Origin of the sequence: Paraburkholderia sp. Ac-20336 (assembly GCF_017105025.1) — a bacterium.
GTDB lineage: Bacteria > Pseudomonadota > Gammaproteobacteria > Burkholderiales > Burkholderiaceae > Paraburkholderia.
The window spans coordinates 16966-42602 of sequence record NZ_JAAGPS010000061.1; the positions used below are offsets into that span (position 1 = coordinate 16966).

Here is a 25637-nt window from a genome sequence, read left to right on the forward strand (position 1 = left end):
CGCTACCTGTGCCGTGCCTCCTCCCAAGACCCCGAAGGCGTACTCGTATATCCGCTTCTCCACGCCAGAACAACAGCACGGGGATTCGTTCCGGCGGCAATCGGAACTCTCCCAGAAGTATGCGCAGGCTCACGGCCTAACGCTTGATGAAAAACTAACGTATCGCGACCTTGGGGTTTCGGCTTTCGACAAGTCGAATGTTAGGAACGGCGAACTCGGTGCGTTTCTTCGCGCCGTCGATTCGGGTGCAGTCGAACCGGGATCTTATTTGCTGGTGGAGTCCCTTGACCGGATTTCTCGCGCACAGCTTATGGATGCGCTTGAGATTTTCATGTCAATCGTCAATCGCGGAATTCGCATCGTCACGTTGGCGGATGGTAGGGAATACGGGAAGGAGGAAGACTCTGGCAAGCAGTTCACGGACTTGCTGATGTCAATCGCCATCATGTCTCGTGCACACGAAGAATCGCTGACAAAGAGTCGGCGGATCAGAGAGGCGTGGAAGGCAAAGAGAGGCAAAATCGGCGATGAAAAGCTGACCGAGATAGCCCCTGCGTGGCTGAAGCTTAATGCCGACAGGACAGCTTATTCACTCGTACCGGATCGCGTCGAACTCGTGCAGCGCATGTTCCAATGGTCGAAAGACGGGATCGGTTCGGAAACTGTTGCACGACGACTGAACCAGGAGGGCTTGCAGACTTGGGGAACGCGGTCGGCCGACCGGTGGCACGCGTCGTACATCAAAAAAATCCTCGACAACCGGGCAGTCTTGGGAGAATTCCAGCCGCATACGCTTGTAAACGGCAAGCGTGTTCCCGAGGGCGATCCGGCTTTAGACTATTTCCCGCGAATCATTTCCGACGAAGATTTCGTTCTCGCTATGACAGCGCGACAATCGCGTCGCACGAACAGTGCGGGCCGCAAAGGGCAGACTTTCTCAAATCTGTTTTCTGGCATTCTCCGCTGCGGCTACTGCAATGGATCGATGGTATACGTTAACAAAGGTCACGGTGGTCCGCGTGCGAAATTGCTGGTATGTGCGCGGGCGAAAGCGGGAAAGGGTTGCCACTACGTACCGTGGGAGTATCCGCAGTTCGAGCGTAGCGTTCTGACGTATTGCAAGGGTCTAGACTTCGACGCTTTCCTTCAGACTCGCGATACGGTCAAATCAGAACTCGCCGCTCTTGCCGCGCGTATCGCAGTGCTCGAATCGACCATCGTCGATAACGAGCAAAAGCAGACAAACATTCTCAAAGCTATCGAATCGGGAATGAGATTTCAACAGTTCGAAGCGCGCATGGTCGAATTGGAACAGGAACGGAATGCGCTCAACGCCGAACTGGCTGAGACACGGCAGAAATACGATCTCCGTGCGAATGCGACTGTTGACGTGACGGCCGTTCGCGCATCGATTGACGGATTGCTCCAGCGGCTCAGTGAACTAGAAAGAAATGAACTGTACGACGTACGTGCGCGGCTGAGCCAGCATATAAAGCGGCTCATCGTTCGAGTCGCAATGTACCCCGGCGGCTACATTGAGAAACCGCACTTCGTGGAGAAACTGCGCGCGCATCTGGTAAACATTGGAACCGATCCGAAGGCGGCAGATGAACACATCACAAGCAGACTAAAGCTGGCGCCGACCGTAAACGAGCGATTCTTCACGATGATTTCCCGAAGTGACACCATTCGCACGATTCGGCCAGATCTCGAAAACCCTGAGTTGTTGCACCTTGAAGTCCCGCGGGACGCGCATGGGTTGGCCGCATACGTAACGACGTTCGGCGCGCTGGAGCGGCTGAAGGGGCTCGCATCTACATCGCAGGGTACGGAAAGAGAGGGCGCATGACAGCACCGCATACAGTCGGTGCCCACGTCCCCCACTAATCGCTAAGCGGCTTGCTTCAACGGCTGTGCCGATCAACTCCGTTTCGCGAGCTACGATACGTCGGTCACGGCAAACACCGCTCCCGTTTCTGCGACGGCCCTCTGGAATTGCCTCCACGCAAATGCGGTGTGCCACACGTGCCATGCTTCTTCGAGCTCCCAGAACTTCTTCGTAATTGGGTGTTCTTGATCGGCAGGCGGTACGAATCCATATCGTGCCGTCCATCGTTCGTGGTATGCCTCGTCAGCTTCCTGTTGCCGCTCCAGTTCGTTCATGTTTTCTCCGCTTCGCGCTCGGGATTGTTGTTCGAGCATTAAAGTATTTATCGACGATCCTTAACCACCAAGGCGGCTGGATTGCGCCAGCCCCTTGCTGGGATTCAACACCTTACGTTAGATTCTTCGCTTTCGAGAGGCTAGCGGAGCTGCGAATCCCGAACAGATGGCGTCGATGTTCCGTATCGCCGCCCGACACGTTAACGAAGCGAAGTACGATGACCTTACAAATTGACGACGATTGGCACGATGCGATCGACTATTCGACCCTGAGTAACGCCGAAATTTACGACCGCTTGCTTCATCGCTGGTTCTCATTTTTTCGACAGAACGAGGTCTTCGAATCGTATTGCGCGTCGAAGCGCGCTGGCGACGCTGGTGCTACGGAGTGTGTCGAACGAGAGGCGAAGCATCCGTGCATCGCCGAGTTGTACGAGGATTGGGGTGACATTCACGCGCTACCAACAATCGCAGAGAACTCTGACGCATGGCACGAGTGGCTAGCGTCGAAGCGCCGCCTATTTTTCGGCGAAGGAATTCCTTCGGACGGCGCTATCGGCGACGAACCGAAGTACAGAATCGCTGCGATCAAGTCGCAGACCAACCTAAAGCTGCTGAATCGCTTGGATCGTGCTGATCTCGTCCACGATTTGCTTGACGGCTCGATAGATTATTCGGACCCGGACAGGCCGTTAGACTTCGAGTATTCACATCGTGAGATCGCTGCGCTTGTCCTGAAAATTCCGGCCATCGCCCGGGATTTCGGTTGGCATCCGTCTGATGACCTGGTTGGCCTATTGAATGCGGGTGCTGAGAACATTGCCCAGCTAGATTCATGCAAACAAACGATCCTCGAAGCTGACGCGTTCTATTGGGCGTGTGTCGAAGGCACGATAAACGGCGTTTTCCCTTCGGTCATTCCATCCGACCGGTCCGATCGGCAGTATACAAAGCGGTCGCGGTAGGAGGCTCGTCATCGAAGAAGGCCCGAAGCTGGCAATCCAGCTTCGGGCCTTTATATTTGCTGCACGTTTCCGCGTTTTACGCTGATCGAATAACGGGAAATCTACTCCCTACCTGTAGCACGATTCGTTCTGTCGCATCATTCGCCTACCGTCAATTAACCAAGGAGATGACGAAATGATGGAAACGAATATTACTGCGACTCTGGACCAGATCGACGCAGAAGAAGCCGCGCTTATGGCTCAGGTAATCGCGTTGCGAGGACGCAAGGCTGAGGCCCGCGAGCGCGAGCTTGGTTCGGCAATCGAACAAGTGCAAGCGTTGATCAATCGCTATGGGATTACCAACGAAAAGTTGACGTTCCCGGTGCCGCCTAGCATTCCGAAGTACCGCGATCCGCTTTCGGACGAAACGTGGAGCGGCAAGGGTAATGCACCGCTTTGGACAAAGGGCAAGCAGCTGGAACAATTCCTGAATCCTGAGTGGGTCGCCAAAAAGGCAAAGGACGAGCAGGCGAAAGCCGAGCACGAAGCGAAGAAGGCAGAGCGTGCAGCGAGGAAAGCCGAGAAAGAAGCCGCCACGGCGAACAAGTGCCGCGAGCAGATTGCTAATGCTGGTGGGAACGACGTAGCAGGCTATATGCACCAACCCGTTGTACGGGGAAGCTCCACTGCGACGAATGAAGCCAACGCATCGACGCTTACCAGGACTGGCCCGAGCGCGCAAACCGAAGCGACCGGACACAACGACGCTGCGCGCGTGCCGATGAACGACAACGATACGGTTCAGCAGGTCGGGAGTGTTGTCGTTGCGGATGCTACCCCGGCACCGATGGTCGCGCAGTCGGCCCACTTGGCCGCAGTCGATGTAGCGCACGCGGCTTCGAACGCCCTGAACGCGCCTATCGTTTCGAACTAAGCCAGATCCAGCAGGATTAACCAATCGGTGTACATAAGCGACAGTCGGTTAGTACACCGAATATTAGCAAGGAGAATTTCATGAATAAAGACGACTACGAGATCAAGGTGTACGCAGAGGTCAACGCTGACAAGGCCGACTATCCTGATCTTCCCGACGAGCTCTCGTATCTGAAGGAGCTGTATACGCCGGCTCAATTGACGTCCACGATTTTGACGCAAGCCTATATGGTCAGGGACGGAGATGTTTCCGAACGATTGCGCCGGGTTCGGCACTTTGCGTACTTCACCTCGAAGAAGGCCGCGCACCGTCTCGCGAAATTCGTCCACCAACAGGGGTACATCGAAACGCTTGCTATGCCCGTGAAAAACAAGCGCTGGCGAGTCGATTTCTGTTCTGGAACTCTGCCGAACATTGCCCACTGGGTAGGCGTTGTGCGAAAAATCGTAATAGATGCTGGTGGTGAGTACGACGGATGGGAGTCGCCGGTCATGCGTAAGGACGATCCTGACGATGTGAATATCGCAAAGAATTTCCACGGCGCGGCCTAACCAGATAAGAAAGGACAAAGAACATGCACCAAATTTCTGAAGCAGAGCATCATTCCGGAGAGAATTCTGAACTCCATGACTACTTTGATGGAATGCTTTTCCGCGCCAATCTGGATAACGAGGCGCCGGATGAACATGATGAATTCGTAGCAAAGCTGGCAGGAACCATCGCGGAACTCATCGAACAGAATGATGTTCCCAATCGCAATCGCTTCATTCGCCATTGTGCGCAATTCCAATCGAATCCGATTGCGAAAGACTTCGCAAAGTTCCTGATCGATGACGAAGGCTTTTTCTTTATTTCGGTCATCGCAATGGATGACGGAGCGCATTGTGTCGATTTCCATCACCTCGGACCTTCGACGTTCGGCTCCCTGATCGAGTACTGCGGATACGCCCGCCAGAAAATCATTGAGCACGGCGGCGAGTACACCGAATGGGACGTTCCGGCAGTTACTGAAGATGTGGAGCAGAAGTAGCAGATAAATAGAACTATCGCAAGCCAGCAGGGCGGTCGTCACCGCTTCGCGCCGTTACCAACGAAATGACGGCCTCCTGCTGACCTTTGCGACGGTCGATCTGGTAACTCGACCCATAACCTAGCGAAGCGGATCACCTGTGCGTGGTTCCGCGAATATCGCGTTTCTGCGAGGAATCAATGTGTCCAATTCTGCACTGCAAATCCATTACACCAATTTTAATAGCGTCTACGACAACGTAGTAAAGCCCGTGCTTGCGTCGTGGGACGAACTGGCATCGATGCTGGTCTCCAGCCATCCGGTTGTCGTTGGCGACAAGCTGGCGTTGCCTTCGTTCAGCGCATGGCGTTACAAGAGCGTTGATGATCCGGCTATCGATCACGGCACCGACAAGCATGGCAAGCCGCTCAAGTGTTTCAGCGAAACCCATGTCCGGCGTCTCAAATCGAACCTTGTCGAAATGTCGATGCTCGTTATCGACTTCGACGGCGGTTTGCCGCTTGACGAAGTGCAGCAGCGTTTCGGCGAGTACGAATACGTCTCCTTCACCTCAGTGCGTCATCGCCATGAAGACAAGGACAAGGCCCGGGTAGTGCTTCCGTTCACCGAGCCGATGCGGAAGGCCGAGTTTATGCAACGCAAATCAGCAATCGAAAGGTGGATCGGTCACGACGTAGCCGATGATGTGACGTATGAAGAAGGGCAGGTTTTTCTCCTTCCCGCCGTATATGAAAAATATGCGGCACATGCCCGCGCATGGCGAAATGAAGGGGCACTTCTGGACTGGCGCATGTTTGAATCGATTCCGCTACCGGCAGCGCAGCCGAAGACAGCGAAGGCAGCCGTCGAGCGCAACGGTCAAAGCGAGTTCCGCCTGATGCCCAACGACGTTCTGGAGACGGCGCATGGCCCGATCAAGGTAAAGGACATCGACCGGAAGATTTCGAAAGTCCGTTGCCCGTTCCCGTCTCACGGCGACGTAAAGCCGACCGAGTTCGTTGCGGTATCGAAGAGCAGGCGTCCCTATCTGGTGTGCAAGAAGTGCGGCACGGTCTATATGTGGCAGGCACAGGGCGACGGTATTGCCGAAGGACTGGCAATGATCGCAGAGCGCAAGCGCCTTCGCGAGAAATCGGAGGCGAAGCAATGAGCAAATCGCCGTTCCAGAAATACTCCGATGAAAATGTGTCGAAGTGGTGGCACGAAAACCCTGCATTGGTTCCGTACAAGCGTCCCTTTCAGCCGTTTGAAGACGCGGGGTTGTATGATGAAATGCGCGTTGATGCCCGTTACCTTGCTCAAGATGTACCAACGGATGATCGTCGCTTGCATGAGGCCAACATCATCATGGTGAAGGCCCCGAAGGGTACTGGCAAGACGCAATGGCTGGCGAAGTACCTGAAATCCATTCCGCGCCAGCGGAGCAAACTTCAGCTGTCTCACCGCCAATCGTTGGCGGCGGTTCTGTCGAACGAACTGGGGTTGCATTGCTATCTGGATGACAAGGAACCGCATTGGCGTTATTCCGTCAGTCTCGACAGTATTGAGCTGGTAGCGTACTGTGGCTATGACGTTCTTGTGATCGACGAATCTGAGCAGGTCTTCCGACATTTTATCGGCGAGACGACGGCAGCTAATCGAGAGGCGATCTTCAACGTTCTCGTCAAGCTGGCATGGCGCGCGAAGCAGATCATCTGTCTGGACGCCGATATGACCAGTGAACTCACTGGCTACGTGATATCGAAATTGCGGCGCAATTTCGAATCAGACCGGGTTGTGACCATCATCAACGAGTGGAAAACGGATCGTGCCATCGAAATCTATGAGGACAAGAATCACCTCATCGCCGAACTCATCACGGACATCGTCGATGGCAAGCGCGTGTACATTCCTGTCAGTGAACTCGGTGTTGCCAATAAGCTGAAAACCCTGTTGACCGGACTGGTTCGAACGGACGGCCAAAGGATCAACGTATTGATGCTGACCGGCGAAACGAACGGCGAGGATCGGCACCAAGCATTCTTCCAGAACCCGAACGAGGAGGCCCAAAAGTATCAGGTGCTTATTGCAACCTCTACACTCAGTACGGGCGTCAGTATCGATGTGGATTGGTTCGAAGCCGTGTACGGTGTCTTCAGCGGCAACATTTACACCTATCAGGATTGCGATCAGGCTATCAGCCGGGTTCGTAAGTGCGATACGGTGAAGGTGTGGATTCAAAGCGCCGGGCGGCGCGAACATACGTCAGAACGTGCCATTCGCAACGGAGTATTGGAGAAGGAGATTCGGACACAGAAGATCGTCTTCCCGGATGAGGAAGTGTCGATCACCAAAGCCGAGGACACATATCTTGATTTTTATGCCCGAACCACTTGGCTGAATCAGGAGTGGAAGATGCACCGCGTTGCGAAATTCCGTGATCTGAAAGCCGACGAGGGCTGGCGCGTTTCGTTGGTGGCCGTCGATAAGGCGATGAAGAAGGCCGGTAGCGAGATGCTGAAGTTCGGAGGTGATCCATACGGTACGAAAAAGGCTGACCTCATATTGGACGCAAAGAACATCGACTTCGAGGAAGCCGATGTGTTGCGTGCGAAAGATCGTGCCGATCTTTCCCGCGAACAAAATAGGTCGTTGACCAAGTGGTATGTCTGCGATTTCTTCGGCTTGACATCGCCAGCGCAGGTAACGCTGCAACAGATCCAGCAGTATCAATCCGACGAGGTGCGCGATGTATTGCGAAACGTTCGGCTTCTGCGCGATTCGAGGGGATTGGCAATCGAGCGCGACCAGTACGAACGAAAGAGTGATCGTGTTACCAAAGCTATGACCGAATATGAGCACCGCGTCGTCAAACGCGATCTGTTCAACGGTGCGCTTCAGGAGGCAGGCATCGACCGGAAAGAGGCTTTTCGACGCGCGGCGCGCTACAAGGAAGTCGAAAGCGAGTACGCGGAAGCAATGAGCGCCATCGGCGATTCAAATTCGCGTCGGGGTCGAGACGCATCGAAGCATCGGCGTGACCAATTGGCAAAGTTAGAGTGGGTTGTAACGAACGACATGGTCGATAACGTGGCGCGATACGCTTCGACGAAGATGAACGTGGTTAATGCCTACCTTGGAACCGATTTCGTCACGCCGGAAGCACCCGAGGCGAAAACGAAGGTCTTCAATGCACTACTGCGCCGTATCGGTATCGTGATCAAAAAGAATCGAAAGAAGGACTGCACCGGCTATGTCATCGATTACGAGGGCATGGCAAAGCTTTCGCCCGTGATCGATGATGCCGACGTTGCTGGCGTATAGGGCCGTCGTGTACAAAAATGTTGAGCTTTTCCGTAGAAATGTAGTAACACCTACGAATATCACCCTACTGGAAACCGCTGCAAATTTGTACACGTCCGGGCAGCGTCAAGGCATGGGCTAACGAGCGTCAGGCAAGACGATCAAGCTGGCTGTACAAAAATGTTGAGCTTTTCAGTGAAATGGTAGTAACACCAACGAATATTCATCTACTGGGGCTGGCTGCATTTTTGTACATGGTCTGGCGACGCTAGGCAAGACTGAGGCAAGGTGTGGGAGAGGCTGGGTCGAGGGTCGGGCTGGGCGCTGTACAAAAATGTTGAGCTTTCCAATGAAAAGGTAGTAACCCCTACGAATATCACTTACTGGGCTTGGCTGCATTTTTGTACATAGGCCTGACCCAGTGGACGGCGAATTCAGGGGCGGCGTCCCGGCCAGCCTGAATTGACCTGTTCGACCAGCCGCCCGACCGTCCCTGACGGCGTGCTGCGCGGCTAGCCTACCGCCCGTCCATGCCCGCCAGTTCAAACCGGCGGAATGTTTAGCAAATACAAGAAGTAAACATTCCGAATCCTGAGGCCATCCTACCAGTGTACGATCCCATCGAGGCTGGATAGAATGTTTATAAATTGTATGGATGACGAAATTTATAAACATTACGGGGTGCTCGATGCGAGAAGGGCAGGCGAAGGTTCTCTCCGATTCGGAGTTTCGTCGCGTCGTCAACGTAGTGAGGAAAGAAGCCCATGCGAAGCGAAACGTCGCACTTCTCTACTGTTCGTTCGGACTCGGACTGCGCGCGAAAGAGATGGCTTCGCTTCGCATCCGACATGTCCTCGATGACGATGGGAAGCTGCTGGACGAAATCAATCTCGATGGTTCGATGACGAAGGGCCGGAAGCAGCGGCATGTGTATCTGACGAACCCGAAGGTTGCCGATGCGATTCGCGACTACCTCGATGAACGGCGAAATGCCGAAGGCATCCTGTTCAACTACGATGCGCCGTTGTTCCGTTCGCAGAAGCGAGGACAGTTTTCGCCGAACACGTTGCAGCAGCTCTTCCAGCGCATATACTCGAAGGCTCGATTGCAGGGCGCTTCGAGCCATTCGGGCCGGCGCACGTTTGCGACGACCTTGATCGAGAAGGGCGTGGACATCAAGGCCGTATCGACGTTGATGGGCCATGCGTCGATTGCCATGACCGCGCACTACGTCGAAGACAATCCTGTTCGACTGAAACAGATCAGCGCTGACATCCTGTAAACCATTCCGCGTAATGCGGATCTCGTTCGAGGAGAGCTTGCGATGAAGATCACGAAGCGTATCAAACTCGCTAACGACGTGCGGGTTCGTCGCTATCGGCTACTGCTCAACAGAGTTGCAAGAACAAACAATAGCGGCTATCCGGACGATGTGGTGCTGGCGATCCTGAACGCAAAGCGTGGGCAGTGGTCGGAGCCAATGACAGCGGAGGAGCTGCTCGCTGACATGGGGTTGTAAACATCGCCGATTATTTCCGGAAGATAAGCTAAAGATTTGAACGTTCCGAGCCGTTATTGACGTAGCGACGAACAACTACTTTATAGACCAAGTCATGCCGGAAAATCTGATCCGATACAGTGCATATAGCTACCTCCAGCAGTGGTATCGCACCGACCGTGGGTTAATGAAAGCGCTCACCGCTATGCCCGCCGGGCGCATTGCTACCAAGGATCTGAAAGAGCTTGCGGCTAAGTACATGGTAGCCAGAAACTTCAATAGCGCAACGCTATCAGAAGCGGAAATTGCCCGTCGCTGGAACGTAGTCGCGAGGCATGTTGAAGCCGCAAAGCGTAAGGCAAACTCCGCAATAGACGACCGCATTCATGACCTTGCCGATAAACTCGGGCAGGTGTTTCCTGCATCGGATGGCAAGGCATCGCCGACGCTGTTGTCTGCTGCATCCAAATTTCTGTGGTTCAGTGGTCTGTATGACGTTCGCATCTACGATAAACGGGCGGTGAACGCCTTGCACCTATTGCAGAAAGAACGGGCGATGAGAGAGGGGCGTCGAAAGTGGCGAGTGGCTGGAAATTACACCGACTTTGCGCGGGCGTGGAAAGATGAGTACGACGCACGTGCAGAGGACATCCGTGTTGCCCTTGGAGCAATCGACGAAGTTCTCGATTGGTCGATTATCCCCAAGGGGGCTGACCGCGCTACAGCAAAAGTTGTTGCGAAGAAGCAGTGGTTTAGGGATAGAGTGTTCGATAAGTATCTCTGGACGATTGGTGAAGATGAGAACGGCGGGCTCGGCGTGTTCAGCTGAATGATGCGGCGTTGCCTGCTGGCGTATATGGCCGTGCAAAAAACGCCTGCTCCAATCTAGACGTTGTAATCCCTGACTCCTTCCAATTCAATAGTTAAAGCATGAGTCTTCACACAGAAGGTTGGCAAATTCTTGTCTCGGGGTCAGTTACACTCATCGGTATCGTGGGGGGCATTGTCATTCAGACGTTCATTGCGCGCCGAAGCCGTCAGCAAACTGACGCACAAGGACGTGAATCGCGAGACATGCAGATCCGTATCGCGGAAGAGAACCGCAAGCAACTCGTCAAGCAAAGCGGCGACACTCTCGATGTGCAGCGTCTCGTCACAAACCGGGCCACGGCCTCGTTCGTGGCGGACAAGCGCCAGAAGTGGATTGATGAACTGCGCACTGACATGGCCGCACATCTCGCGCTCTCGCAGGAAATTGCTTGGAAATGGCTAGCTCTCTATTCGGAAGCGGAGGAAGTCGCGAAACGGGCCACTGCTTCAGGGAACACGGTTAATCAAGAGTCCATCGACAAGCAGCTTAAGGAATTTTCGCAGGGTAATGGAGCTCGTGATCGCGAGCACCAAGAGCGACACATTCGACTACGCTTGCGCCTCAATGGAAAAGAGGGCACTCACATTGAGTTAATCGACGCGCTCAACGAAATCCGTATGCTGGTAACAAGGCTGGGCGCAGCCAAGTATTCAAGCGCCGCCCATGCGCTGACGAAAGAGATGGAGAAAAGGGTACTCGAAGTTACATTGCAGACAACTAGGGTGCTCAAAGACGAATGGACGCGCGTAAAGCAAGAGGTCGCTTACCCTGAACTGCTGCTTAGTACCATCATACCTCCCAACATTAACGCGCCTGAGGTTTGAGATGTGTTGCTAACGGCAACTCCGTGGGGCGACCTTTCCCGTCGCTTAAACTGTATCGTATTCGCTTTGTCGATTTCTTGGCAGACGAGACAACGCACTTATTGAACAGCCGAACTCGAAGGAACATCAAAGGTATCGAGCGACAATTGAGAGTACAAACGATGGTTCAATAGCACTTGCATAATGGCTCTCATCGATTCGCCAGTCGGTACGATACGGCCAGCATCGTCGAATTGAATGTTCCAGCCTTGTTGAGCATTAACTTCTTTTAGGCGAGTCATGTAGGCCTCGTCCGCGTAGTGCCCTTTTTGATGGATAACGGCCATTCGCCGCAGATGCATCGTGTTAGTCCCTACGTGTTCAATCAACGGCCCCATGTCCGCAAATCTAGCCGTAAAAGCGGCGTCTTGTTGCAACTCGCCGAACGAATTGGCGTACTCAATCTTGTAGCTGAGCATCGTCTCAAAAGCTCGCTTATCCATGATGAACAGATCGTTACCGTACACGACGAAGTCAAGAGACTTTGCAAGTGTGAAGCTACGATCCTCGACAAGGTCCAACTGATTCGCGCGCATCACAACGTTGATGACACTCTTGGCTTTTCTCGTTTTCCACGCGTCAGTAACCTTTTTTACGCAGTAGAGAACTTGCGTACCGGCTCGAAGACGAACCAGATATCCCGTAACATTCTGAAGATCTCTTTCTCCAGCAATCCGATGCTCTTCAGGTGGCGCATCCACGAGTGCCGCGAGGTCCGAGAAGCATGTTTCATCTGTTCCAACATGCAAGCAGCTCACTTCGTTGCGCTGTGCGATAAGTGCGTAGTCTTCGACTTCTGTATGAGCCAGAAGGGATGCGCTAACGATACGCTTCAATTCCTCGACGAGCGCGTCGGTGACCTCGATTGACCTAGCGTTAAAGCCTCCAGCCTGGCGTTTTTTGAACGTCCATAGCGATAGGTTTGCGCGTGCTACGTCGAAATTTCTGCATCCCTCTAGTGCTTGCTCTTTAGTCATTTTTTTTTGCCTTCAGAACGTAGATCCCTTGAACCAGACAGGATCTGAGTACCTGGCCTGGCACGACGTTACCCCTCGAAAGCGCTCGGAGTGTTCTACGATTGCCCTCAATGTCTGCCTGGACTTCGTAAAGCTGCCATCCAGCTGCCAGCAACAATGGATTCATCAGGATCTGACCTGAACGGTACGTAATGACGAACAACCAGATCATGAATAAGCCAAAGCCAACAACCTTACCCAAACTGCCTAGCTCGACACCCATGAATGACACAATGTAAGGAAAAGCATAGTTGATCAGATCGTTCGGGATCGACTTGCTTTCCTTTATAGTCATCTCCGTCGTGCCGTTCAGATGCTTTAGTAGCCATAGGAAAAAGACGAGGCTCACAGCGGTGACCACTATGAAGAGATATGCCATCGTCGGATGTGCAACCTGCGGGATATCGCATGACCGCCAAAACTGCAGAGATTTGCAAATCGGGCGCCCCCAACCCTCATTCGGTACATCCTGAACAGCCAAGATTAATGCTAGAGGAAAATAAGATCCCAAAAACAACAACACTGCTGGAATCAATTTGATTTGCATCTCTACCTCATGGATGCGGTTCTATATGGTCTTTCGCATGAACATTTCTTTTCAGACGCCGCATTGATCGAGAGCTCTGATCGATGCTCGTTGATTCAGTATCGCTGGTCGCACTGCTGGGTATGAAACGCGGTGCCAAATATACACCATCTGCACCCGTGCGCTTGATCCTTCAGTTCATGAGGTCAAGTTTCGAGCAATCGTGCGGAGCACGTCAAGTGGACGTCCGTGCAACTCGATACCGTTCTTCCCATCAATCGCGTGTCTTTCGAGGGCAATTCGGACGACGTGCGCCCTTGTTCGTTCGCTCATTGCTTGAACTGTCGGAATGGAAAGACCAGCGCCCAGCTCAACGACGACCATCCGTTCGACGCTTGACAGCCACGCTTCAGATCGCATCCGTCGGATTCTTGTGTGGTAATCGTTCCAGTCCGAATCGTCGAACAGCAGGATATTTGGCCGCGCAACCGAACCGCAGTTTGGGCATCGCGGCAGCGCAGATACTAGGCGGCAATGCTCTTCGTCTACCACAGGATGCAGATTGTCTGTCGACCATGTGTCGGGGGAACATGGTCGCACGCATTGCAGACGGTGAAGCGAACCGCGGCATTCGAGAATCCGCTTCTCTTGGAATCCGGCCTTCTGGAATTGTCCATCAACGTTGCTGGTGAACACGAACGCGCTGTGTTCTTTCGTGGAGGCCCATCGATGCAGAATGTCGAACCCTTCGTGCGGTACGGTACGTCGATAGACACTGAGCCAATGGCCGTAGAAACCCCACGCCCTGCCTGGATCTCGTCGGAATGCTTCGCCATTCGCAATGTCTTGAAAGCTTATGCAATCGGTTTTCAACGCAGGATAGGCACGCCAGAATCCATCTTCGCCGTGAAAATCGGGTAGGCGGGAATCGACACCCATGCCTGGGCCAGCCGTGATGAGGATGCCGGTAGCGTTTCGTATCAGTTGGGCGGCGGCTTCGATTTCTTTGGTGGTATCCATGGTATTCAAATGTTTGCGGTGGCGTCGTTGAGCAGGTGATGGATATCGATGCCGATCAGATCGTTGCCGAGGAATTCCCAAAACTCCAATAGATGTCGTTGGTTCTCAGCTTCGAGTCGTGCGATCAAGTCGAGTCGGATGAGTTCTTCCTCAGGGAGGTCAAACATCGACTCATCGGTAAGTCCAAGTTCTTCGAGGACGCTCATCTGGTCGTTACGCTGTAGGCAATGCAGGTCACACCGGACTGCAAGCTCGTACAGCGGTTTGACTTCTGCGTTGCCGAGCCATCGCAGCATTACCGCGTCGCAAATGTCGCACTCGTCTCGTATTCGTTTACGAAGCAGTCCGGGCGGCACTGGCCGTTTTTGCTCGAATGCACGGGAAATTTTGTCGCTGGAAACGTTGCGAACCAAGTAGATGAAGTCCTTCAAGTCGGCTCCTTCGAGCACTGGTTTCTCGGCGAACACTGCGAGCCAACGCAACAGCACACCGGAATAGAGTTCCCTCGCGTCTTCCAGAACGATATCGCGGGCAGGCAGATCGCAGGTAACGATACGGACCGGCAACTGAAACGGCACCGCCGACTTTAGAACATCGACGCTCTTATCGAGCGCAATCGACACGGAACGATCCGCTACCGAAAGGTCGAATTCAGCGTCAGCCAGCATATCTGCAATAAGCATCGTCGTCATCGAATCCACGCAGATCAGTATTCGCTCGGAAATAGTACACACGTCGAGGACTGGTCGCCTTCGGTGATGACCCAGACACGCTTGCCCGCGACCTCGTAGGCCGAAAACGTGCGCCCGCCGTGAATCGCTCCCAACAGGTTGGCTTCCGCATCCTTCGGCGTTACGTCACCCCAGTCGCCATGTTCGTGGCGATGCAGGTATGGATAGATATCAGCGGCTTCACGTTCGAGGTGTTCGAGTACGGCGCGAGTGATGACGACTCTTCCGAGTTCGATCAACGGAACGGCGAAGCCTGAGAACGGAATGTTGGATGATTTTTCGTTGCTATTGTCGGCCATATCAAATGGTCCTCATGAGTGTGCGTTTTCGAGAGGCTAAAAAAAAACCAGGGCGGGGTGCCCTGGTTCGTTGGTCGGTTTCGACCGTATCGTGCCGTGAACGGTCAGTGATCTGTTCTGCCATCGCCCGTTCGTTTGACGCTGACACTATTCTCGGGTTGGTTCGTGTTATTTCTGGCGAAAAACCAGAGCGCGAACGCAGTGAGGAGAAAAAGGCGCACTTCTACCATTGGCGCATCAACGAAAAGTTGAGCGAAACCCGCTAGTATCAGATATGCGCCACCGTAGTAAAACGCCCCCTTTTTACCGAGCTTGTAAGCCACGACGCCGACGCCTATCGCGAGTAAATAATCCCACATGGGCTTCTCATCCTCGAACACAAGTCATCGTTTCGTCCGTTAGACCGTGATTACTCTCACCCGAGAAAAAAACAATTAACTTCTGCTTCCCGAGATGCGTAACCTCTCCGTGATATCGTGCGTTACCGAATCCCAGTGTCAATGCTTGGCCTTTCAATAGGAAGCTGCCCCCAATTGAGCCTCCGTCAGGAAAAATCCAGTTGAGGCCATTAGATTGGAATGCAACTGTTCCGTTTTTTGTTCCAGCAGGCGGTGGAAGCGTGCTTGCACACTCCCAAGAACCGTATAGAGCAGCGTTATCGTCGTCGGAATCTGATGCAGAAGATTCGTCTCCGCTGGCTTGCATACCCACGGAGCCGATCGTAAAAGCGGCACAAACGAGCAGGAGAATTGTTGTTTTTGGACGCGACTGCTTTGGCATATTGAGACGGGCAGCCAACTCTGGTTTGATAAGCTGGAAAAGAAAGATTGCGGTACCGAGACCGAAAAATAGCGTGCCGAGAAGTTTCATCCGATCGATTTCCTTGTTGTTGTGTGAGACGCCTCCCAATGAGAGGCGTCGCAAACTTGGCTATTGATGCAAGAACGTGTGGAACGTGTTCTGGTAATAGACGTTGAACGTTCCTTCTGCAACGGCAGGAGCCCAAGTGATGGCGAGCAGGTCAGTCTTGCCAGAGCCGAAGTTTCCATACGTGAATTCGACGGGCGTATTCACGTCAATGCCGATCTGCGATGCAATCGTGTCGATGCTGGCGCCGTTGAAGATGTCCATGTACTGGAACTGACCGTTCACCCAATGCAGAACAGGACGCCACGAACCCATCTGGCTGAGCGAGACCCCGTTTATCATGCCGACGTAGAGTTCGGTGTCGCCGGTGCCGCTGATGCTGATCGCCTGTAGCGACGATGCCGGGAACGTGCCGCCGCTCCCAGGGATGCTGATTGCTGGGACATTGGCCGACGCCGTGATGTCGGTGAAGTTTCCCTGGCCATCGTTGTGAATGAGTTGCAGATATGCTGAATCAGAGCCTTCCCACATCACCGCAAGATCAGGGTGTCCGGTTCCTTCGAAGTCGCCAGCGACGATGTTCGAGACGCCGAGCATGTTGGTCGCACTTACGGTGCCGCCGGAGCCGGGAATGTTGGCGTATTGTGCCGGAATCGGAACTGTTGCATAGCGCTGATAGACACCGCTTACCATCTTGTAGATGTAGACCCCGTGAGAATTCGTAAGCGTGGTGCCGCTTCGATACGTGCCAGCGATCAAATACGGCGTGCCGCTGTTATTGAGATTTGCGAGAAGTGCCGTGCCTTGGCTAATACGGTCAACGGAGCCGAGGCCGTTGCCAACATTGGGAGCGTATTCAATCTCGGGAGGAAGTTGCGCCGTACTCGCAGTGAATACGCCGGAACCATTGTTCGTCAGGAATTCGGTACCCGCGCCAGTAACAGCCGGTCCACCGAGGCGGGTCAATACAATCGTTTGTTTGCCCGGAGAGCCGTTGTTGTAGATGGTGCTGACGTGGTTGAAATTCATTCCGTCCTGCGGCAGATTTGTAGTCGATACGTCCGTCAGCTTGCCGCTTTGGCTCAACAGCTCAGTGTTGAACGCACCAGTAAATCCGGGATTGCTGGCATTCGAGTTTTCGAGACCCTGATCGCTGAAGAAGATGCTGTCTGCGCCAGTGTTGTTGAAATCACCGATGAGCGTCGCGTCAACGAAGGCCGTCGTCGGAACGGCGCCGTTGAGCAAATTCGACGTATTCAGCGTGAAATTGCCGTGGCAGTCACTGGTCCAGATTTGAATCGGAAGAGCGGGCGTAACATCGTAATACGTCGGCGCACTGACGATGGCCGGACAGCGGTTGCCGCCGAAATTGCCGACACCGAAGCCGCGCATATTCGCGTTCGGCGATTCGTAGCTGCCACTGTTTTCTGCATTGGCAATTGGAGCGGCATATGCGGTAGTGTTGCCAGCGCTCGCAATTTGAGCTTGATAGTTGACCAACAGACCGACGGGCGACGATGCCGTAGTCGGTGTCGATGCCGGAGTCGGAGACGAGGCTGAAGTTGGCGACGATCCGCCGCCTCCACCGCCCCCGCATGCGGAAATCAGTCCTGCGCTTACCCCAATGACAAGTGCTGTTGCGACGTTCAACTTCATTATCGTTTTCATTCGAGTTGGTGCAGCGTCTTCAGAATGGTCGGCTTGTTCGCGTGATTGTTGGTCTCCTACGCGCTTGCGCGACTGCTAAAACGCCGCTCGTTATGGCCGAGCGGCATCAATTCGGTCTATCGGCTTGTGGCTGCCGAACTGAAGTTCAAATCTGCATGAGTTGGTAGGCAATGGCCTGAACGTCCTCGTTGTTGCGACGGAGAAGGAAGGCAAATCGCGACACCAGCAGGCGGTTCTTCTTCCGATCAATCTCGTTGATCTTCCGTACCGCGACCGGATCGAACGGACGTCCCGGCTTCAACTGTTCGATGGCCGACTTCGCCAGTGCCGTACGTTCCTCGTCGAGCTTCGTGAGCGTTGCCCGGAAGTTCTCGGCCGTGTCGGTAGCTTCCGTCTTCCGTGCAGGTTTCGCTTTTCCCCGTCCCCCCGCCGGTGCTGCCTCAGCCTTGACCGTCTGTTCGCCCGATACGGTTGCCGTTGTCGTCGACTCGTCCGTGCCCGTGTTCTTCGCTTCGACCTTCGTGCTCATAGATATCTCCTGTTGAAAAATCACATCGACAGAGAAATACTATCCAGCGTTTTGGGCTTCGTACACTGATTTTTGTCGATAAATCAGATGGTTATGGCTGCCCTGCGGTCGCACTCTACCGAGCCGGACCAAGACGGTTGTGGCGCGATTTGACGAATTGTAACGTTAAACATCACGGCGTGACGCGATGCTTCATGGGATTTGATGATCGTTCCGCCGACCATTACGGCCGTACGTAAAAGGTCACATATGGACGAGCAACAGAAGGCGGCGCTTGTTAGGGCAGTGGGACGAGCGATAGCTTCGAGGCGCGTTGCCGCTGGGTTATCTCAAGAGCGGGTCGCTGAGGAACTGGGAATCACACGTGAAGCCGTGTCCCGTATGGAAACTGGCGTAGCGGTTCCTTCGGTGGTTCGCGTTGCCGAACTGGCGGAGGTCTTCAACTGCGGACTAGATGAACTGCTGACCGGGGTGTCCAGCAGGGAGATAGATCAAGTGCGGGATGTCGTCGACCTGTTCGACGGACTATCCGATGAGAAGCGTCAGTTACTCGTGAACATTGCGAGGCAGATTGCGAGGGGCTTCGCAACCGCGTAACGGGCGACGGCACCCGCCTTGTAGCTTATCTATCGAAGGCTACGACCGTGGATGCCCCAAAAACGCTGTGAGCCGCTCGGTCAGCGAATCGATATCTTTCAACTCGCATTGCCAAATCACCAACGATTGCCAGCCTTCCGCTTCCAGCGCAGAGACCGTCTCTTGGTCCCGTGTACGTGTGCGTTCGATTTTAGGAGCCCAGAAATCTAGGTTGCTCTGTGGTAGTCGGCCAAGCCGACAACCTACATGGCCATGCCAGAAGCACCCGTGGACGAAGACAACTTTTCTCTTTTTCGAGAAAACTATGTCGGGTTTGCCGCGAAGGCCACGCCCATGCAGTCGAAATCTGTACCCCAATCGATGCAACAGCACGCGAACCATGAGTTCAGGGCTCGTATTCTTTGACGTTACCCTAGACATCAACCAACTGCGTTTCTCGGGCGATAGTCTGTCCATTGCTACTGCTTTGCGACGTTTCGAGAGGGTCACGCTTGCTCTGCGACGAAGTCTGCCCGAAGTTTGCGCGAGTTTGATATGCTGATTGGTCTTCGCAAGAATACTACGCTACGCGGGCATGGCCAAAAGTCAAAAAACGATTGTCATCGAGCACATATTCGATCAACTGTACGACGCCGCGTCGGGGACGCTATCAAGAGCGGTCGTGACGGCAACCGATGTGCAGGACGCAAAGCGCTTCTGCAATGAGCATCGCGGCACCACTTTTAAGCCCGACAGCAATCCTTTCAATTTTATGAAGGATATCGTTCGAGGGAAAGGCGCGGCCAAAATTTGGCCGGACCGCGTGCGGCAACTGGGCTACGTGGGTGAGCAGATCACTGGGGACGGGAAGGTCTTTGAGTTCGTGCCTGTGGTGGCTGGAGCGTCTGAAGGGTTTGCTGTCGACTTCCGCCCGACGAACAGTACGCCGGTAGTTCCGATTCAAAGTCTTAGTCTGCCCATCGCGTCTAAGGCGTTGGGTAGGACGGACGAGTCATGGCTTTTGCAGGTAGCTGTGAATCTTCGCATTATCGAGAGCCACTTTGCGATTGGTGACAATCGGCAGATCGAACCGGTCGAGCTGAACCATTTGCAAATGGACATCAAACTCAGGCGGGTTCAAATCGACGCATTGTTCCTCGCATTGCGCGAGCCGCGAGTCGATGATCCTTCCGGGCGAGTGCTGATCACGGTGGAAGCGAAGCAGGGCAACCAACGGATCCTAACTGAGCAAATTGCTAGGCAAGTAAAGGCCGCCTTCGAATCGACCGACAACGATGTCGTCGTTCCCGTTGCGATTGCTGCAATTAGGGGAAAGGGCGTTTACGTAGTGGAATTCCGAGCGGTCCACCGTGCGGAAAGCGCCACTTTCGATTCACCCGAGTTTCACCGCGACGCTATGTACATGCTCTTGCCTGCAGTCAACGGTATTTGAGTCGTCAACCATTGCGGGGTTGACGGCCAACCAACGACGTTAAGAGGGCGCTAGCTCGAACGGCGCCTCGATGTCTTCGTCCGCAACCTCGGATACGGGCTCCGTTGACCTCTTATCAATGGTCTTTCTGTTGCGTTGAGCGATCACGTTCCGCGAGACCGAGAAAAAGGCAGCAGCTTCTCCCATATTCATTGAGAGCAACGACTCGTCGCCTAGTGCCATAACCTCTTCCGGCTTCGTCGCAATCTCACCCAAAGCGTCCATTATGGCTGACGCGACAGCCCTTCCTAAGAGGGGCGGAACACTGTTGCCGATCTGCCGGAAGCCATGCCACTTCGTCACATGCATCCGAAACCAATCCGGGTACGAGTGAAGTCGTGCTGCTTCTCTTACGGTCAGTACGCGAGGGTACACAGGGTGAATCGGCCTCGGCGAAGTATGGGCGCCGCGTGCGCTATCGGTGCCGGCACGCAGGGTGTTGCACAACCCCTCCGGATCGAGTCGCAAGAATCGGCTAACTTTTTCCGTCTGACCGGGAGGTGTCGCCAGAAAGCGAGTCTTCGATAGCTCTGTGTGCTCGGTAATGAGGCTGCACGTGAGAACATTCGGGTCGAACGCGCGTGAATAGCTATAGTCGGTGTTATCGACTTCGATGCCGCGCAGACGGCGAGCGTAGGTAGATTCCGTAATCCATTCGACGCGAACTGAATCGCTTGAACAAAGCTCGTCAAATTGGTCGGCATCGGGCAAGTCGGCGATCGCTTGGCGCACGGTCACTCTGCCTTCTATTCCAATGGGATACACAGGCATCGTCTGGTCATTTCGAGCAGCGATCAGAAAAAGTCGCTGCCTTGACTGGGGCACGCCGTAGTTAGACGCGTTCAACACCTGATATGGGAGGACGACGTTGTAGCCTGCATCTCCCAGGGCGTCGATCAGTTCGGTCAGAAATTGGGCGTGTTTCCCTAGTGTTAGCCCTTTGACGTTCTCGAAAACGCAATATTTCGGCCGAAGTTCGCTAACCAGTCGGACGTAGTGGAAGACCAACTGGTTCCGGTGGTCGTCCAGCGCGCGCTTCCCGATCATTGAAAAACCTTGGCACGGTGCGCCGCCAAACACGACATCAATTTCAGTGTCGTCGATTCCACTCAGGCGCCGGATTTCGTCGCCGGTTAGGTCGACCACGCTGGCACATATCGTTTTCGTCCTAGGAAAGTTGTACTCGTGCGTTGCACAATGAATCGGGTCGATCTCAACCGCTGCTGCGATGTCGAAACCTGCTTGTTCAAAACCTAGCGACAACCCGCCCGCCCCCGCGAACAGGTCGATCCCGATAGGACGAGCCATAAATTCTCCACTTATATACGAGCATGAATACTAGGCGCATTCTATCTTGACGATCAGCCGTTGTCGATCGTTTTTTTGGGGGCGGACCACCCTCCGTCCGTCGGCCTAGGCGCAGCAGCGACAATGGATTGGTAGGGCGTAATTGGTCTCAAGATAGCCATATTTAGCCCGCCAAAACCCGGGTTTTGGCGGGCTTTGTCGGTCCAACAGCGTGTTCGAACGGCGCGCGCCGCGTTACGTTTTACCGCGGTACTCGACCTCATTGAAGTACCGGTTTGCAGACGTTAGCTTTTCAGTGAGATCCGCGTACTTGACGTCAATGTCACTGAGCACCTTCTTGGGTTCGCCGCATGCGCGTAGCAATGAGAGTAGGCGCAGCCTTGCAAACGCGCATGCGTCTGAGATTACGCGCGCCGAATGTCCAAGGCTGGCAGCAGTCTGGCGCGCCTCGTCCCTAGTTGAGCGCTCCCAGATCATTCCGATGCTGTCCGCATCTTTGTGGATCAGGTGGCTGCTCATTGAGTAGCCGTGCGCAAGATGTACGAAATGTCGAAGCCCTGGTTCTTCGGTTCGCGCAAAGAACCTGCAAATGCCAGCAAACGACCACCTCTCTTCAATCTCTTGTCGTGCGCGTTTGGAGTAGCTTTCCCGGATTAAGCTCACCTCCTCAGGTTCGACGAGCAACTCTTTAAACGAATGCCATTCGGGCGCATCGGCATCAGGTACGGCGTCAAGAAATTGCCTTGCATGTTCAGCGTGTCGGATGGCAAAGAAAAGCGGTAACACGTGCCAGTACTCTCCGACCTTCGACTCGATCTCCGATGATGACCCGTACAACATGTACGCGAGCTTGACCGAGCCCTCCATGACGGAGCGGGAAATAAGGTCGGCGTCCCACTCCTTGCCCGACTGGATTAGGAGGAGAGAGCTTTCACTGGAAAGATGACAGTCGATGAATAGCTGTGCAGCGACGAATCGGACGAGAGGCGGAAGGCCTTCATACGCTTGATCCAAATATGGCTTAGCTTGGTCGAAGCAGTCGAAAATTAGGCGGCTTGCCTCGGCGGCCCAAACTGCTGGCGATGCAGGCATAGTCGGTTCCTTGAAACCTAGCGTGTTGTAGGTGGGTCGTAATCGATGCTTGTATTGCAATCATGCGACATCAGACATCACGTCCGCCTCCACAGCTGAACTAGCCAGAAGCGGACGCTGAGCAGCAGCAGTTTTTGGCTGTGCCAGACCGGATCGTGTTGGTAAACAATGAATGTAGCTGTAGTTGCGAAACCGATTAAACCCCATCAGGAACCGATTCAGCGCGTGGTTTGACAATACGTCAGTAAATTTCGGCTGATAGATGCAGAGATGATTCCGGAAATGGGGTTTAATTGGCCACAAGGTAAGCATGTTAAGCGCACCGAAACCGAGGGCGGTGTTCGTTGTATCGATCCCAACGGCCGTTCGAACGATGTCTCAGCCTCTTTGAGTTCGTTATGTATGGACGGCTCGTTCGAAACGGGTTCGATTCGAATTGGTGTGGCGCGGAGAGGCACCGCTTCGATTGCCATCGACTTCACTGAGATTTGTGTGACGTGCAGCGGCCGGTCCTGGAAGGCATTGCGCGCATTAGGCATCGCGCTATTCCCTGAAACGTATGCGCACGCGGGTTGAATCAAATTCGCATTTTCAGAAATCGTTATAAAACAATGGCTTGCGGATATCTTGCGTTGGTTGAATCCGACTGCACAATGGCGGTTCACTAACTAAAGGAGAAGGCGAATGACAAACGAGTACGGGGAAAAGGACGCCGCATTCCAGAAGGAGATCATCGACGCTCTGGTGCTGCGCCACACGATCAACCTGAACCGCGAAGTTGGTACTGCGTACCTCCAAGCGGAATGGGAAGACAAAATCAATCCGTGCGTTACGGTTACGCGCGACGCGATCCGCACTGCAACCGGCCGTGACAAGATGCGCGACAAAGTGATCGAGCAGTATGAAGTCGCTCTGCGCCGCCCTGGTTTCGATGTCGCGCGTCTGGACGAAGACACGCTGAAAATCTGCATCTCGCCGATCCGTTCGCCCAAGAACGAATTCAAGTCGGTAACGGAGCTGCGTCGCAAGAACGAGGATGAAATCGAAGCAGCAAAGGACGCCGATCCGGACTGCGACCTCGCAGCGCCGCCCCTCTATTGATTGTCGGTTCGGTGGCCGTACCCGGACGAGTCGATTCGTCCGGGTAGTTCAGATTGGGATTGTGGACACAATAGAAAAATAACCTGCTCGGCCCGCTAAAACCCGGGTTTTGCCGCGCTAATCGGTCCGACCGCGTGTTCGAACGGCGACCGGAGATACATCAAGCGATTATGCACGTTACGAATAGAGGGTCGCACTCAAAAATATCTCCCGCGCATCTGCCGTCGGATCGGGTTCGACCCACACGAGACATCGGCGATTCTCGATCACAGACATTCGTTGCAGGGGCAGATGATCATGACGCCAGGGTGTTCGTTCGGTCCAGCAGTCGCGGCACCAGCGTAGTTCGCAAGAGTTTAAACCTCCATTCTTTAAATTAGTTCCACCGATTTCGTTGACTATCGGCGGTTACGCTGTCAGAATTGACGGAACTAATGGAGGGCACATGGCTCATTTTTTAAGTGACGCAATAATTGCGCGTCAAAATGCGATTTCGGAAGGGAATGGTGCACCGCTGGGACTTCCGATCTTTGATCGATATGCGATCTGCAATCTTCGCGGCGGCATCGGCAAGACCTCTTTGGCGTTCAATCTGTCGTACCTTACGAACGACCTTCTCGCAGTCGACACATGCCCGCAGGGCAACCTGTCGTATTTTTACGACAACAACTACTACCAAAATGTCTCCACGACGGTGAACGATATGTTGCTGCCGTACTTCTTTCCTGGGTTGGGGAGAGCGAGTCGCGTAGCGCAGTACATTGGCGCGACAAACCGGTTTTTCAGCAATAAGAACAGCTATTTCATGCCATCGTCGGCAGAGCTCTACACATTACCGTCACAGATGGCGAATGCACTGGCGGCGGCTAACCAGTTGCCAGGTCCACAGCGAGTCACCGTAATCGACTCACTGCTCTACTCGTTGAAGACGGAAATCGACCGGGAGATGCAAGAAACTGGTACGAATAAGGTGTTGATCGACACATCGCCCTTCTTTGCCGGTTGTACCCACTTGGCGTGGCACGCAGTTGATGCGCTAGTTGTCCCCGTTCGGACAGACAAGCAGTCGGTGAATTCGCTCTCTTTAATGCTGCGGACGTTGTCGAACCCGTCCAGCGAATTTCGTCGTTCGATGCCGTCGGACAATCACTCGCCGAAGATTCAGATGATCGTATTGACAGGATGCGGTTGGACCACGCGCGCAGGTGCGCGCAACGAACCCAACCAGCAAACGAAAGTATTTCTTGAAGAGGTCCGCGATATTGTTGGACGCAACATTGCGCACTTCACCACCAATGATCCGGACCGACACATTGTGTTGACCGACGACTTCCTTGGCTCTGGCCGCGTATCGTCAGCCTTGTCCAAACCCATTGAACTGATGAACGCGGGCGATTCGACGCGGATCAACCGAATCAAGACAGATGTCAACGGCTCTGTCGAAAAGATCAAGAACCAACTGAGATTCATTAGCAGCAACCTCTGGTGAGGTGGAAGACGACTTGCCTGGATCAGCAGCCCTTACGGCGAGCTAAATCGTGCAGCATCGCCTGATTGACAGGCGCATTTAGTCCGCCAAACAAGGTTTGGCTTGCTTTATCGATCCAGCCGCGTGTTCGATCGGCGGGCTGCGCTCCGAGCGGGTTTAATTGGCCACAAGTTAAGCACGTGATGGCCGCCGGCCGCGGCGACTTCCAGCGCGCGGCGCTGCAGAACTGCGGCTTCGACTTCCCCGTGAGACGCATCACCGTCAATCTCGCGCCGGCCGATCTGCCGAAAGAATCGGGCCGCTTCGATCTGCCGATCGCGCTCGGCATCCTCGCC

28 protein-coding genes and 1 pseudogene are annotated in these 25637 nt (G+C 54.1%); 16 read left to right on the forward strand and 13 right to left on the reverse strand.

The annotated features are described in order from the left end of the window. The first annotated feature begins 13 nt into the window (after positions 1-13). Complete coding sequence (locus GXB81_RS31915) at positions 14-1849, forward strand: recombinase family protein (RefSeq protein WP_205989942.1); 1836 nt, start codon at positions 14-16, stop codon at positions 1847-1849. Positions 1850-1938: 89 nt separating this feature from the next. Here the strand turns inward: GXB81_RS31915 and GXB81_RS18135 are convergent, their stop codons facing one another. Further along, positions 1939-2163, reverse strand: coding sequence for a hypothetical protein (locus tag GXB81_RS18135; protein ID WP_205989943.1), 225 nt, complete (start codon positions 2161-2163; stop codon positions 1939-1941). Between the two features lie 218 nt (positions 2164-2381). Here GXB81_RS18135 and GXB81_RS18140 point away from each other — a divergent pair, with 218 nt between their 5' ends. The 10 genes from GXB81_RS18140 to GXB81_RS18185 all read left to right on the forward strand — a co-directional run bounded on the left by GXB81_RS18140 (position 2382) and on the right by GXB81_RS18185 (position 11549). After that, complete coding sequence (locus tag GXB81_RS18140; RefSeq protein WP_205989944.1) at positions 2382-3128, forward strand: hypothetical protein; 747 nt, start codon at positions 2382-2384, stop codon at positions 3126-3128. A 175-nt stretch (positions 3129-3303) separates the two neighbouring features. Next, complete coding sequence (locus tag GXB81_RS18145) at positions 3304-4044, forward strand: H-NS histone family protein (RefSeq protein WP_241016422.1); 741 nt, start codon at positions 3304-3306, stop codon at positions 4042-4044. Positions 4045-4124: 80 nt separating this feature from the next. Continuing rightward, positions 4125-4595, forward strand: coding sequence for a ribonuclease E inhibitor RraB (locus GXB81_RS18150; protein WP_205989945.1), 471 nt, complete (start codon positions 4125-4127; stop codon positions 4593-4595). A 23-nt stretch (positions 4596-4618) separates the two neighbouring features. Continuing rightward, on the forward strand, positions 4619-5074 hold the full coding sequence (locus GXB81_RS18155; RefSeq protein ID WP_205989946.1) for a hypothetical protein: 456 nt from the start codon (positions 4619-4621) through the stop codon (positions 5072-5074). 181 nt (positions 5075-5255) lie between these two features. Next, positions 5256-6224: a hypothetical protein gene (locus GXB81_RS18160; protein ID WP_205989947.1), complete on the forward strand. Its 969-nt coding sequence runs from the start codon at positions 5256-5258 to the stop codon at positions 6222-6224. After that, entirely contained in the window at positions 6221-8377 is a 2157-nt protein-coding gene (locus GXB81_RS18165; RefSeq protein ID WP_205989948.1) for a plasmid replication protein, CyRepA1 family, read from the forward strand. Before GXB81_RS18160 ends, GXB81_RS18165 begins: the two co-directional genes overlap by 4 nt. Before the next feature lie 667 nt (positions 8378-9044). Then, complete coding sequence (locus GXB81_RS18170; RefSeq protein ID WP_205989949.1) at positions 9045-9638, forward strand: site-specific integrase; 594 nt, start codon at positions 9045-9047, stop codon at positions 9636-9638. A gap of 42 nt (positions 9639-9680) precedes the next feature. After that, the gene (locus GXB81_RS18175) at positions 9681-9875 is read left to right on the forward strand and encodes a hypothetical protein (RefSeq protein WP_205989950.1); all 195 of its coding nucleotides are present in this window, start codon (positions 9681-9683) and stop codon (positions 9873-9875) included. 94 nt (positions 9876-9969) lie between these two features. Further along, the gene (locus GXB81_RS18180; RefSeq protein ID WP_205989951.1) at positions 9970-10683 is read left to right on the forward strand and encodes a hypothetical protein; all 714 of its coding nucleotides are present in this window, start codon (positions 9970-9972) and stop codon (positions 10681-10683) included. 245 nt (positions 10684-10928) lie between these two features. After that, a complete protein-coding gene (locus GXB81_RS18185; protein ID WP_205989952.1) occupies positions 10929-11549 on the forward strand; it encodes a hypothetical protein in 621 nt (206 codons plus the stop codon). Between the two features lie 98 nt (positions 11550-11647). Here GXB81_RS18185 and GXB81_RS18190 read toward each other — a convergent pair whose 3' ends face one another. The 9 genes from GXB81_RS18190 to GXB81_RS18230 all read right to left on the reverse strand — a co-directional run bounded on the left by GXB81_RS18190 (position 11648) and on the right by GXB81_RS18230 (position 18244). Continuing rightward, a complete protein-coding gene (locus tag GXB81_RS18190) occupies positions 11648-12565 on the reverse strand; it encodes a Kiwa anti-phage protein KwaB-like domain-containing protein (RefSeq protein WP_205989953.1) in 918 nt (305 codons plus the stop codon). Next, positions 12558-13151, reverse strand: coding sequence for a hypothetical protein (locus GXB81_RS18195; RefSeq protein ID WP_205989954.1), 594 nt, complete (start codon positions 13149-13151; stop codon positions 12558-12560). Before GXB81_RS18195 ends, GXB81_RS18190 begins: the two co-directional genes overlap by 8 nt. Positions 13152-13328: 177 nt before the next feature. Continuing rightward, complete coding sequence (locus GXB81_RS18200) at positions 13329-14150, reverse strand: Sir2 family NAD-dependent protein deacetylase (protein ID WP_205989955.1); 822 nt, start codon at positions 14148-14150, stop codon at positions 13329-13331. A gap of 5 nt (positions 14151-14155) precedes the next feature. After that, the gene (locus tag GXB81_RS18205; protein ID WP_205989956.1) at positions 14156-14842 is read right to left on the reverse strand and encodes a hypothetical protein; all 687 of its coding nucleotides are present in this window, start codon (positions 14840-14842) and stop codon (positions 14156-14158) included. 14 nt (positions 14843-14856) lie between these two features. Further along, a complete protein-coding gene (locus GXB81_RS31485) occupies positions 14857-15180 on the reverse strand; it encodes a hypothetical protein (RefSeq protein ID WP_241016423.1) in 324 nt (107 codons plus the stop codon). Between the two features lie 104 nt (positions 15181-15284). After that, positions 15285-15539 (reverse strand): hypothetical protein, encoded by a 255-nt coding sequence (locus tag GXB81_RS18215; protein ID WP_205989957.1) that lies wholly within the window; start codon positions 15537-15539, stop codon positions 15285-15287. Positions 15540-15546: 7 nt separating this feature from the next. After that, positions 15547-16050 carry a hypothetical protein gene (locus GXB81_RS18220; protein WP_205989958.1) on the reverse strand — a complete coding sequence of 168 codons (504 nt, stop codon included), beginning with the start codon at positions 16048-16050 and terminating at the stop codon, positions 15547-15549. 60 nt (positions 16051-16110) lie between these two features. Beyond that, complete coding sequence (locus tag GXB81_RS18225; protein ID WP_205989959.1) at positions 16111-17703, reverse strand: hypothetical protein; 1593 nt, start codon at positions 17701-17703, stop codon at positions 16111-16113. A gap of 157 nt (positions 17704-17860) precedes the next feature. Further along, positions 17861-18244, reverse strand: a complete 384-nt coding sequence (locus GXB81_RS18230; RefSeq protein WP_205989960.1) for a hypothetical protein — start codon at positions 18242-18244, stop codon at positions 17861-17863. 249 nt (positions 18245-18493) lie between these two features. On the opposite strand from GXB81_RS18230, the gene GXB81_RS18235 reads away from it, so the two are divergent. Continuing rightward, on the forward strand, positions 18494-18841 hold the full coding sequence (locus GXB81_RS18235) for a helix-turn-helix transcriptional regulator (RefSeq protein ID WP_205989961.1): 348 nt from the start codon (positions 18494-18496) through the stop codon (positions 18839-18841). A 39-nt stretch (positions 18842-18880) separates the two neighbouring features. Here the strand turns inward: GXB81_RS18235 and GXB81_RS18240 are convergent, their stop codons facing one another. Further along, positions 18881-19297, reverse strand: coding sequence for a very short patch repair endonuclease (locus tag GXB81_RS18240; protein ID WP_205989962.1), 417 nt, complete (start codon positions 19295-19297; stop codon positions 18881-18883). A 118-nt stretch (positions 19298-19415) separates the two neighbouring features. On the opposite strand from GXB81_RS18240, the gene GXB81_RS18245 reads away from it, so the two are divergent. Then, positions 19416-20273, forward strand: a complete 858-nt coding sequence (locus tag GXB81_RS18245; protein ID WP_205989963.1) for a hypothetical protein — start codon at positions 19416-19418, stop codon at positions 20271-20273. A gap of 39 nt (positions 20274-20312) precedes the next feature. On the opposite strand, the gene GXB81_RS18250 is transcribed toward GXB81_RS18245, so the two are convergent. Further along, positions 20313-21620: a DNA cytosine methyltransferase gene (locus tag GXB81_RS18250; protein WP_205989964.1), complete on the reverse strand. Its 1308-nt coding sequence runs from the start codon at positions 21618-21620 to the stop codon at positions 20313-20315. A gap of 234 nt (positions 21621-21854) precedes the next feature. Continuing rightward, the gene (locus GXB81_RS18255) at positions 21855-22712 is read right to left on the reverse strand and encodes a DUF5677 domain-containing protein (protein WP_205989965.1); all 858 of its coding nucleotides are present in this window, start codon (positions 22710-22712) and stop codon (positions 21855-21857) included. A 684-nt stretch (positions 22713-23396) separates the two neighbouring features. On the opposite strand from GXB81_RS18255, the gene GXB81_RS18260 reads away from it, so the two are divergent. The 3 genes and pseudogenes from GXB81_RS18260 to GXB81_RS18270 form a co-directional block, all read left to right on the forward strand. Beyond that, positions 23397-23813: a hypothetical protein gene (locus GXB81_RS18260; protein WP_205989966.1), complete on the forward strand. Its 417-nt coding sequence runs from the start codon at positions 23397-23399 to the stop codon at positions 23811-23813. A 445-nt stretch (positions 23814-24258) separates the two neighbouring features. Next, complete coding sequence (locus GXB81_RS18265; protein ID WP_205989967.1) at positions 24259-25302, forward strand: ParA family protein; 1044 nt, start codon at positions 24259-24261, stop codon at positions 25300-25302. Positions 25303-25511: 209 nt separating this feature from the next. After that, positions 25512-25637: pseudogene (locus GXB81_RS18270) on the forward strand (magnesium chelatase domain-containing protein); the annotation flags it as partial.

Excerpts from the sequence above, each read along its gene's own strand:
- GXB81_RS18135 (WP_205989943.1), bottom strand. The coding sequence starts at position 2,163 with ATGAACGAACTGGAGCGGCAACAGGAAGCTGACGAGGCATACCACGAA.
- GXB81_RS18140 (WP_205989944.1), top strand. The coding sequence starts at position 2,382 with ATGACCTTACAAATTGACGACGATTGGCACGATGCGATCGACTATTCG.
- GXB81_RS18145 (WP_241016422.1), top strand. The coding sequence starts at position 3,304 with ATGATGGAAACGAATATTACTGCGACTCTGGACCAGATCGACGCAGAA.
- GXB81_RS18150 (WP_205989945.1), top strand. The coding sequence starts at position 4,125 with ATGAATAAAGACGACTACGAGATCAAGGTGTACGCAGAGGTCAACGCT.
- GXB81_RS18155 (WP_205989946.1), top strand. The coding sequence starts at position 4,619 with ATGCACCAAATTTCTGAAGCAGAGCATCATTCCGGAGAGAATTCTGAA.
- GXB81_RS18165 (WP_205989948.1), top strand. The coding sequence starts at position 6,221 with ATGAGCAAATCGCCGTTCCAGAAATACTCCGATGAAAATGTGTCGAAG.
- GXB81_RS18170 (WP_205989949.1), top strand. The coding sequence starts at position 9,045 with ATGCGAGAAGGGCAGGCGAAGGTTCTCTCCGATTCGGAGTTTCGTCGC.
- GXB81_RS18175 (WP_205989950.1), top strand. The coding sequence starts at position 9,681 with ATGAAGATCACGAAGCGTATCAAACTCGCTAACGACGTGCGGGTTCGT.
- GXB81_RS18180 (WP_205989951.1), top strand. The coding sequence starts at position 9,970 with ATGCCGGAAAATCTGATCCGATACAGTGCATATAGCTACCTCCAGCAG.
- GXB81_RS18185 (WP_205989952.1), top strand. The coding sequence starts at position 10,929 with ATGCAGATCCGTATCGCGGAAGAGAACCGCAAGCAACTCGTCAAGCAA.
- GXB81_RS18190 (WP_205989953.1), bottom strand. The coding sequence starts at position 12,565 with ATGACTAAAGAGCAAGCACTAGAGGGATGCAGAAATTTCGACGTAGCA.
- GXB81_RS18195 (WP_205989954.1), bottom strand. The coding sequence starts at position 13,151 with ATGCAAATCAAATTGATTCCAGCAGTGTTGTTGTTTTTGGGATCTTAT.
- GXB81_RS18200 (WP_205989955.1), bottom strand. The coding sequence starts at position 14,150 with ATGGATACCACCAAAGAAATCGAAGCCGCCGCCCAACTGATACGAAAC.
- GXB81_RS18205 (WP_205989956.1), bottom strand. The coding sequence starts at position 14,842 with ATGACGACGATGCTTATTGCAGATATGCTGGCTGACGCTGAATTCGAC.
- GXB81_RS31485 (WP_241016423.1), bottom strand. The coding sequence starts at position 15,180 with ATGGCCGACAATAGCAACGAAAAATCATCCAACATTCCGTTCTCAGGC.
- GXB81_RS18215 (WP_205989957.1), bottom strand. The coding sequence starts at position 15,539 with ATGTGGGATTATTTACTCGCGATAGGCGTCGGCGTCGTGGCTTACAAG.
- GXB81_RS18220 (WP_205989958.1), bottom strand. The coding sequence starts at position 16,050 with ATGAAACTTCTCGGCACGCTATTTTTCGGTCTCGGTACCGCAATCTTT.
- GXB81_RS18225 (WP_205989959.1), bottom strand. The coding sequence starts at position 17,703 with ATGAAGTTGAACGTCGCAACAGCACTTGTCATTGGGGTAAGCGCAGGA.
- GXB81_RS18230 (WP_205989960.1), bottom strand. The coding sequence starts at position 18,244 with ATGAGCACGAAGGTCGAAGCGAAGAACACGGGCACGGACGAGTCGACG.
- GXB81_RS18235 (WP_205989961.1), top strand. The coding sequence starts at position 18,494 with ATGGACGAGCAACAGAAGGCGGCGCTTGTTAGGGCAGTGGGACGAGCG.
- GXB81_RS18240 (WP_205989962.1), bottom strand. The coding sequence starts at position 19,297 with ATGGACAGACTATCGCCCGAGAAACGCAGTTGGTTGATGTCTAGGGTA.
- GXB81_RS18245 (WP_205989963.1), top strand. The coding sequence starts at position 19,416 with ATGGCCAAAAGTCAAAAAACGATTGTCATCGAGCACATATTCGATCAA.
- GXB81_RS18250 (WP_205989964.1), bottom strand. The coding sequence starts at position 21,620 with ATGGCTCGTCCTATCGGGATCGACCTGTTCGCGGGGGCGGGCGGGTTG.
- GXB81_RS18255 (WP_205989965.1), bottom strand. The coding sequence starts at position 22,712 with ATGCCTGCATCGCCAGCAGTTTGGGCCGCCGAGGCAAGCCGCCTAATT.
- GXB81_RS18260 (WP_205989966.1), top strand. The coding sequence starts at position 23,397 with ATGACAAACGAGTACGGGGAAAAGGACGCCGCATTCCAGAAGGAGATC.
- GXB81_RS18265 (WP_205989967.1), top strand. The coding sequence starts at position 24,259 with ATGGCTCATTTTTTAAGTGACGCAATAATTGCGCGTCAAAATGCGATT.